An 8694-nucleotide genomic window follows, 5' to 3' on the forward strand; every position below is an offset into this window, starting at 1 on the left:
GTGTGGAAGAGACCGGTGCGCACCCCTGCGGCGGGGGTGGTGACGGAAGTGGAAATCCCCGGCGTCCGATCGGGCTTCGCCGCGCGTCCCGCAGTGCTGTACCTCCCGCCGGCGTATCTCACCTCACCGCGCGCGGTGCTTCCGGTGATGGTGATGATCGCCGGCCAGCCGGGGGGACCCGAGGACTGGTTCACCGGTGGACGCCTCGGCTCGACGGTGGACGAGTACGCGGCACGGCACCACGGACTTGCTCCCGTCGTGGTGGTAGTCGACGCATTGGGTTCGGCGGATGCGAATCCGTTGTGCAAGGATTCGGCGCTGGGGAACGATGCCACCTATCTCGCTCACGACGTGCCGGAGTGGATCGAAAACACGCTGCAGGTCTCGCGAGATCCGGCGCAGTGGGCTGTCGGCGGATTCTCCTACGGCGGAACCTGTTCGATTCAACTCGCGGTGAACTATCCGGAGATCTATCCGAATTTTCTCGACTTCCTGGGTCAGGACGAGCCTTCGCTGGGTGATCACGCCGCGACGGTGGCGGCCACGTTCGCCGGCGACGAGGGCGCATTCGAGGCGGTCAATCCTGCCGACGTGCTGAAGATGCATCAGTTTCCGGGACTGACGGGGGTGTTCGTCGCAGGGGCGGAAGACGACGAGTACCGCCCACAGCAGCAGCGTATGTTCGCTGCTGCGCGCGCAGCCGGTCTGGACGTGCGGTACTACGAGCTCCCGGGCGGACACGAGGGCGCCACCTGGGGAGCCGCCCTCGAACAGGAAATGGACTGGGCCGGCCGCCAGCTGGGTCTGACCAGCTGACGGCGCACCAGGGCTAGGCGTCGAGGTCGGCCGCCACGAGTTGTGCCACCGTGTCGAGGATGGCGGCATCCTCGGTGGTGATCGTGACATCGGTGCCCTTGACGGCACCGAGCGTCATGATCATCAGCGCAGAACCGGCGTCCACCGGTTCGCCGTCCGCGACGGACAGGGTCACAGCAACACCCGCCTCGGTCACAGCTTCGGCGATGATGGCGGCAGGGCGGGCGTGCAGACCGATGGACGAGCCGACGGTGACGGTGGTGCTGGACATGATTCTTCTCCTTGTGTAGGGGGTTTCGGCTTGTGAATGTTCCGGAGTGTGGGTGTTCTACGCTGCGGCGATCAGGGTGTCGGGGTCGAGTTCGGCGTCGGTGGCGCCCGGTCGAATGAATTCCTTGGCGGACACGACGCACACGGCCGCCACGACGACGCCCGCGACGAGGGCGGCCAGGAACCACAGCAGGTTCCCGATGGCGAAGAACACGAAGATTCCGCCGTGCGGTGCGCTGAGGCTGACATCGAAGGCCATGACCAGGGCGCCGGTGACGGCGCCGCCGGCCATCATCGAGGGGATGACCCGCAGTGGGTCGGCCGCGGCGAACGGGATGGCACCCTCGGAGATGAACGCCGAGCCGAGCAGCCAGGCGGCCTTCCCGTTCTCACGCTCAGCCTCGCTGAACAGACTCGGGCGCAGCACTGTCGAGGCGAGTGCCATCGCGAGCGGCGGAACCATGCCCGCTGCCATGACGGCTGCCATGATGCGCAGCGAGGCAGGATCGTCGACGCTCAGCCCCGCCACCGCGAAGGCGTAGGCAGCCTTGTTGACCGGGCCACCGAGGTCGAAGCACATCATCAGTCCGAGGATGACCCCGAGGAAGATGACGGAGCTGCCGGACAGCCCGTTGAGCCAGTTCGTCAGGCCGGACGTGACGGCGGCCAGCGGACGGCCGAGAACCAGGAACATCAGGGCGCCGACGATCAGGGTCGCGAAGAGCGGGATGATCACCACCGGCATCAATCCGCGCAACCACTGCGGCACCCGGATCCTGCTGATCCACAACGCGACCGCACCGGCGATCAGACCGCCGACGAGGCCACCGATGAACCCTGCGCCGACGAAAACGGCGACGGCACCGGCTGTGAAACCCGGCGCGATACCGGGGCGGTCGGCGATCGCAAACGCGATGTAACCGGCGAGTGCCGGAACCAGGAAGCTGAACGCCAGGGAACCCAGCTGGAACAGCACCGCTCCGAGGTAGGTGATGAGCCCCCCGTCGGGGAGGTTGCCGAGCGAGTTGTTCAGGACGATGTCCTCGGCAGGGCCGGAGATCTCGTATCCACCGAGCAGGAACCCCAGTGCGATGAGGAGGCCGCCCGCGGCGACAAACGGGATCATGTAGCTGACACCCGTGAGAAGCACCTGCCGAAGGCGGGTGCCCCAGCCGATCGATCCTGCCGGTTCGTCCGCAGGAGTGTCGGCGGAACCCTGCACGGTGGCAGCATTCGGGTTCATACCGGCCCGCAGGGCCTCGGTGATCATGGCATCGGGTTCGTTGATCGCGCGTTTCACACCGGAGGCGACCACCGGTTTGCCCGCGAACCGTTCCTTGTCCTTGACTCCCACGTCGGTGGCGAAGATGACCGCGTCCGCCGTCGCGATCAGCCGAGGTGCCAGCGGAGTGCTGCCGCTCGACCCCTGCGTTTCCACATGGACCGTGACGCCCGCGCGTTTCCCGGCAGCAACAAGTGAGTCGGCCGCCATGTAGGTGTGGGCGATACCGGTGGGGCACGCGGTGACGGCCACGATGTGCCGGGGTGTGTCCGTCGATTCCGGCTGCGGTGCGGCGGCGTGTTCCGGAACCGCGACGTTCGGTGTCTCCACCTTGCTCGGCGCTGCGACCGGGGAAGGAGCCGGCGCCGGCGAGAGGACGTCGTTCACGAGGGTGACGATGTCACCCGGAGTCGAGGCCTCGCGCAAGGCGACCACGAAATCGGGGCGCACCAGAGCGCGTGCAAGGGACGTGAGGAGCTTCATGTGCTCGGCGCCTGCGCCCTCGGGCGCGGCGATGAGGAACACGAGATCTGCGGGACCGTCAGGGGCACCGAAGTCGACCTCGGGATCCAGGCGGGCGAAGCCCAGGGATGCCGTGACCACCGCGTCCGCTCGGCAGTGGGGTATGGCGATACCGCCGGGAAGTCCGGTTGCCGACTTCGATTCACGGGCCAGGGCGGCCTCGCTAAGCGCGTCGGCGTCGGTGGCGCGTCCCGCCCCGGCCAGCCTCGTGGCGAGCGCCGCGATCACATCCTCCTTGGTGGTGCCGAGGTCGGAATCCAGGGAGATCAGGCTTTCGGTGATGATCTGCGTCCCCGAATCGCGATCGGGTATCGGTTGTGACATGTCTTGTCCTTCTGGTTCAGGCGGGATCGGGGGCTGGTTCAGGCGGGATCGGGGGCTGCGGAACTGAGAGCGGTGACGGTGACGGCGTCCAGGTCGACGTGTTCGGGCCGGGGCACGGTGCTGCCGGGAAGCGAGGCGGCTGCGCTGCCGTAGGCGACCGCGTATCGAAGGCAATCGGCAGGGCCGGCGCCGGAGGTGTGGGCCACGAGATAGCCGGCAAGCGAGGAGTCTCCTGCCCCGACGGTGCTCCGCGCGATGATGGGTGGGGTTGTGGCCCACCAGGTTCCCGCTTCGGTCACGAGAACCGCTCCCGCCGCGCCCAGAGTGGCGAGAACCGCCTCGACTCCGCGGTCGACGAGTTGTCTGCCCGCGAGTGCGGCAGCCGTCGGGTCACCGCGCAGTGCAGCATCTTCGAGCGACCGTCCGTCGGTCGCGGTCAGCTGTGCGAGTTCCTCGCTGTTCGGCTTGACGAGATGTGGTGCGGAGAAGGGGAATCGGTCCGCAAGGGCGAGAAGTGGCCCGTCGGATGTGTCGACCGCGATCCTGCACGACGAGGACCGAAGCGCCACCACCAGCGTGGCGTACCAGTCGGTGGGAACACCCGGCGGGAGTGACCCCGCCAACACCACCCAGTCGGCGCGGGCAGCGCGTTCGGTGATCTCCCGCTGCAGGTCGAGGAGCGATCGCGCGGATATCTCGAGGCCGGGTTCGTTGATCTTGGTGGTGGTTCCGTCCGGTTCGGTGATGGTGATGTTGGTGCGGGCGGAACCGGGCGAGGCGACGGTCACGTGTTCGATGCGGTGCTCGGCCAGTGCGGTGAGCAGGGGATCCCCGTCATTGCCCGGTAGTACCGCCACCGTGGCGACCCGGGCCGCGGTGAGGGCCCGTGCGACGTTCACGCCCTTGCCGCCGGGATCGGTGGTGGTGGACGAGGCCCGCGCCACCCCCCCGCGCTGGAGTCGGCCCTCCAGGTTGACGGTGCGATCGAGGCTCGGATTGGCGGTCAGCGTGACGATCATGCGATCACCACCTCGATTCCCTGGTCGTGCAGCTGGGCGCGGTCGGCGGTACCGAGGTCGGCGTCGGTGACGAGAACGTCGACGCTCGTGATCGGTGCGAAGCTCATGAGATGCTCACACCCCACTTTCGACGAGTCGGCCACCACGACGACCTGATCGGCGCAGCGCACCATCGCGCGCTTGACCGCTGCTTCGTCGGTGTCCGGGGTGGAGAGGCCGTGGCGCACGCTGAGCGCATTGGTGCCGATGAAGGCGACATCGACCCGGAGGACGTCGAGAACGCGCAGCGCTTCCTGTCCCACCGCTGCCTGGGTGACGCCGCGGACCCGGCCGCCGAGCATGTGGAGGGTGACCGAATTGAGGGCCGCGAGACGTGCAGCGATCGGGATGGAGTTGGTGATCACGGTCAGATCCAGATCGGTGGGTAGCTCCGGAATCATGCGTCCGGTGGTGGTACCGGCGTCGAAGAGAACACTGCCGCCGGACGCGGGGAGGTACTCTGCGGCGCGTTTCGCGATGCGGTCCTTCTGCTCCGCGCGGATGTGATCGCGCTCGGCCATCCCGGGCTCGATGGCGGTGAGGGATCCCGCCGGCACCGCACCGCCGTGAACGCGGCGTACGTGACCGAGCCGCTCGAGGAGGGCGAGGTCGCGGCGCACGGTCTCGGTGGTGACGCCGAAGGTTTCGGACAGGTCTGCCACCGACATGCGGCCGCGTTGTGAGATCAGCGTGCTGACTGCCTGCTGACGTTCTTCCGGATACACCGTCGCCCCGTTCTCTGCGTGTTCCTGGGTGAGCTTCGCCGTTGACACGAACTGTGGTTCGGATCACAAGCAATGTTGCTTTATGTTGTTTTACGCCCGAATGTATTGACATGTCAAGAGTCGGGAGTAATGTTCGTCACATAGCCGCCCCGTAAACCGGCTGAACACACAACACGAAGTGGCCAGGAGGAACCCGATGACGGAAGACCGCGAGATCGTGCGAGGTACGCCCGTCGTGCCGGGTGGCGCCTACGGCCCGGTGGTCTGGCCGGCTCCACGGCCCGAAGTCGCAACCGGCGCGCCGCGCGTGCAGGAGTCGCTTCGAGGCGAGGAGAGAAGCCGCTTCGACAACGCCGCCGCCGTGGTCGCGCAGCGACTGCGGGAACGTGCGGCTGCAGTGTCCGGTGCCGCCGCGGAAGTACTGCAGGCCAACGCCGCCATGGCCACCGACCGCGGCTGGCTCGGGGCCGCGCAGAAGCTGATCGCGGCCGGGACACCCGCAGACGAAGCGGCGGTGGAGGCCACCGAGCAATTCGTCGTGCTCTTCACCCGCATGGGTGGGCTGATGGCGGAACGGGTCACCGACCTGCGCGATATCCGGGACCGGGTGGTGAGTGAACTCGCGGGACTGCCCGAGCCGGGCATTCCGGTACCGGTCGAGCCCTCGATACTCTGTGCCACCGACCTTGCTCCTGCCGATACCGCCGGTCTCGATCCGGCGCGGATCATCGCCCTCGCGACCGTGCTCGGGGGACCCACCAGCCACACCGCGATCATCGCCCGGCAGCTCGGGATACCGTGCGTCGTAGCGGTGCGCAACCTCGGCACGGTGGCCGCAGGAACGCCCGTGCTGTTCGACGGTTCGGCGGGCGACCTGGTGGTGAATCCGGAACCGCATGCGGCCCGCGCGAGTGTGGAACGCAGTCGGGCCGAGCGCACGCGAATCGAGTCGTGGACAGGACCCGGCCGCACGAGCGACGGTCATGCGGTGTCCGTCCTGGCCAATGTCCAGGACGGAACGGGTGCCCGGTCGGCCCGGGAGACGGCGGCCGAAGGCGTGGGACTGTTCCGCACGGAATTGTGTTTCCTCGACCGCGATTCCGAACCGGGGGTCGAGGAACAGGCCGATATCTACGCGGAGGTGCTGGAGGCGTTCGAGGGACGGAAAGTGGTGATCCGCACCCTCGATGCCGGATCGGACAAGCCGCTGCGTTTCGCCAACCACTCCGCGGAGGCCAACCCGGCACTCGGTGTGCGCGGAATCCGGATCGCCGCAGAGAATCCGGGGATTCTGTCCCGCCAACTGGATGCGATTGCCGCGGCCGCGAAGCGGACCCGGTCCCAGCCGTGGGTGATGGCCCCGATGATCGCCACCGCCGCGGAGGCCCGGTCCTTCGGTGCCGAGGTCCGGGCACGGGGATTGACGCCTGGTGTGATGGTGGAGGTTCCGTCCGCGGCGCTACTGGCCGATCGTCTCCTGCAGCACGTCGACTTCCTGTCCGTCGGAACCAACGACCTGGCCCAGTACACGATGGCCGCCGATCGGATGTCCTCTGACCTCGCGGCGCTGACCGACCCGTGGCAGCCCGCGGTTCTCGCGCTCGTGGCACGGACGGCGCAGGCAGGGATGGTGGCGGGCAAACCTGTCGGGGTCTGCGGCGAGGCCGCCGCCGATCCGCTGCTCGCCTGTGTGTTGATCGGACTCGGCGTCACATCGCTCTCCTGCGCCGGCGCCGCGGTCTCCGGTGTCGGGGCGAGGGTGCTGTCGGTCTCCCGGGACGAGTGTCGTCGTGCTGCCGACGAGGTCCTCGCCACCACCGACCCGGCGCAGGCGCGGGCCGCAGCCGCCCGGATCCTGGGCGGGTAGCTCTCGGGCCGAATGTGGATGCGCACCTTCACAGCGATTTCTCGCGTTCGGTGCCTACTATTGGCGACTTGTGAGCAGAAGAGAAACCCACTCGCCCGACGACGTCGGCGCCACCGCCCGCACCACAACGTTCGGCTGGACGGTGCACGGTGACGGCAGGCGGATCGCCGACGGCGCCGTGGTGGCCCCCGACGAGCGCCTGACCTGGCCGCGCACGGCCGGGATCGGAATGCAGCACGTCATCGCGATGTTCGGCGCCACCCTGCTGGTGCCGACGATCACCGGGTTCCCGGTCACTACCACCTTGCTGTTCTCGGGCATCGGAACCGCACTGTTTCTCCTGATCACGCGTGGACGTATTCCCAGCTACCTCGGATCGTCCTTCGCGTTCATCGCACCGCTGACGGCATCACAGAGTTCGGGTGCCGCCGCTCAGCTGGGTGGGGTGGTGGCCACCGGTGTGCTGCTGCTCGCCGTGGGTCTGGCGGTCAAGATCGCCGGGTCGCGGGTCATCGATGCAGTCATGCCGCCCGTCGTCACGGGTGCGGTGGTGGCGCTCATCGGCCTCAACCTCGCACCGACGGCCGTCGACTCGTTCGAATCGCAGCCGCTGATCGCCGGTGTCACCCTCCTCGCGATTCTGCTGGTCACGGTTCTCGGCCCCGGGCTGCTCGGCCGTCTCGGAATCCTGGTGGGCGTCGTCCTGGGATGGGTGTTCGCCGCGCTGGTGGGTGGACTTGCCGACGAACGGGTGACAGCGCTTCGCGATGCCGAGTGGTTCGGTGTGCCTCAGATGCGTGGCCCGGCGTTCGAATGGTCGGTGATCCTGCTGACGCTGCCCGTCGTGATCGTGCTGGTCGCGGAGAACGTCGGTCACGTCAAGGCGGTGGCGGCCATGACCGGGCGTTCGCTCGACGACGTTGCCGGCGACGCGCTGGTTGCCGACGGACTGGCAACAACTCTCGCCGGATTCGGCGGTGGTTCCGGAACCACCACCTACGCGGAGAACATCGGAGTGATGGCCGCGACGAAGGTGTACTCGACGGCCGCGTACTGGGTCGCCGCCGCCACTGCCGTGGTTCTCGCCTTCTCACCGAAGTTCGGTGCGCTGGTGTTCACCGTCCCGGACGGGGTCATCGGCGGCGCCACTCTGGTGCTGTACGGGTTGATCGGCGTTCTCGGCGTAAGGATCTGGATGGAGGCGAAGGTGGACTTCACCGATCCGCTGAACCTGACGGTGGTCGCAGCCACCCTGGTCGCCGGCATCGGCAACCTGACGCTCACCATCGGATCGGTGGAACTGGGCGGTATCGCATGGGGTTCGGTGGGCATTCTCGTCGCCTATCCGGTCATGCGGTCGCTCGCGCGATTCCGGAGACCGTAAGGGCGTGACCGGCTCGGTCACGAATCGCGATCGCCTGGGTCATTCACGACGGTGAGGTGATGCCGCTAGCCTCGAGCGAGACGTACCCTGATCGTAAAATGAGGAGTCGGCGTGGAGCGCACCCTGTTCGAACCGGAGCACGAACTGTTCCGGGAGTCGTACCGAAAGTTTCTCGCCCAGCACGCAGAACCGAACCACGCGAAGTGGGAAGAGCAGAACATCGTCGATCGGAGCCTCTGGGCCGAGGCCGGCAAGCAGGGCTTCCTCGGTACGGCGGTGCCGGAGGAATTCGGTGGTGGCGGAGTTCGTGACTTCCGGTACAACGCGATCATCACCGAGGAGAACACGCGGGGTGGTTACAGCGGAATCGGCTTCACCCTCCACAACGACGTCGTGGCGCCGTATCTGCTCGAGCTCACCAACGACGAGCAGAAGCAGCGCTGGCT

At 67.5% G+C, this 8694-nt stretch carries 8 protein-coding genes; 4 read left to right on the forward strand and 4 right to left on the reverse strand.

From position 1 onward, the window contains the following. A partial coding sequence (locus WAW17_RS12525; RefSeq protein ID WP_422333294.1) for an alpha/beta hydrolase occupies positions 1 to 816 on the forward strand: 816 nt, incomplete at its 5' end. A 13-nt stretch (positions 817 to 829) separates the two neighbouring features. Here WAW17_RS12525 and WAW17_RS12530 read toward each other — a convergent pair. The 4 genes from WAW17_RS12530 to WAW17_RS12545 are packed head-to-tail and all read right to left on the reverse strand — an operon-like array spanning position 830 to position 4997. Then, positions 830 to 1087 carry an HPr family phosphocarrier protein gene (locus tag WAW17_RS12530; RefSeq protein ID WP_422333295.1) on the reverse strand — a complete coding sequence of 86 codons (258 nt, stop codon included), beginning with the start codon at positions 1085 to 1087 and terminating at the stop codon, positions 830 to 832. A gap of 57 nt (positions 1088 to 1144) precedes the next feature. Next, positions 1145 to 3214, reverse strand: a complete 2070-nt coding sequence (locus tag WAW17_RS12535) for a PTS fructose transporter subunit IIABC (RefSeq protein ID WP_422333296.1) — start codon at positions 3212 to 3214, stop codon at positions 1145 to 1147. A 38-nt stretch (positions 3215 to 3252) separates the two neighbouring features. Next, complete coding sequence (gene pfkB / locus WAW17_RS12540; RefSeq protein ID WP_422333297.1) at positions 3253 to 4233, reverse strand: 1-phosphofructokinase; 981 nt, start codon at positions 4231 to 4233, stop codon at positions 3253 to 3255. Further along, on the reverse strand, positions 4230 to 4997 hold the full coding sequence (locus tag WAW17_RS12545; protein WP_422333301.1) for a DeoR/GlpR family DNA-binding transcription regulator: 768 nt from the start codon (positions 4995 to 4997) through the stop codon (positions 4230 to 4232). The genes pfkB and WAW17_RS12545 overlap by 4 nt, the downstream gene beginning before the upstream one ends. A gap of 196 nt (positions 4998 to 5193) precedes the next feature. Here WAW17_RS12545 and WAW17_RS12550 point away from each other — a divergent pair, with 196 nt between their 5' ends. The 3 genes from WAW17_RS12550 to WAW17_RS12560 all read left to right on the forward strand — a co-directional run. Continuing rightward, positions 5194 to 6864, forward strand: coding sequence for a phosphoenolpyruvate--protein phosphotransferase (locus WAW17_RS12550; protein ID WP_422333298.1), 1671 nt, complete (start codon positions 5194 to 5196; stop codon positions 6862 to 6864). 70 nt (positions 6865 to 6934) lie between these two features. Beyond that, the gene (locus tag WAW17_RS12555) at positions 6935 to 8248 is read left to right on the forward strand and encodes a uracil-xanthine permease family protein (protein ID WP_422333299.1); all 1314 of its coding nucleotides are present in this window, start codon (positions 6935 to 6937) and stop codon (positions 8246 to 8248) included. 111 nt (positions 8249 to 8359) lie between these two features. Continuing rightward, positions 8360 to 8694 (forward strand): acyl-CoA dehydrogenase family protein (locus WAW17_RS12560; RefSeq protein WP_422333300.1); only part of this gene is annotated, 335 nt, incomplete at its 3' end.

The sequence above is a fragment of the Rhodococcus sp. (in: high G+C Gram-positive bacteria) genome (assembly GCF_049286785.1).
Taxonomy (GTDB): Bacteria; Actinomycetota; Actinomycetes; order Mycobacteriales; family Mycobacteriaceae; genus Rhodococcus_F.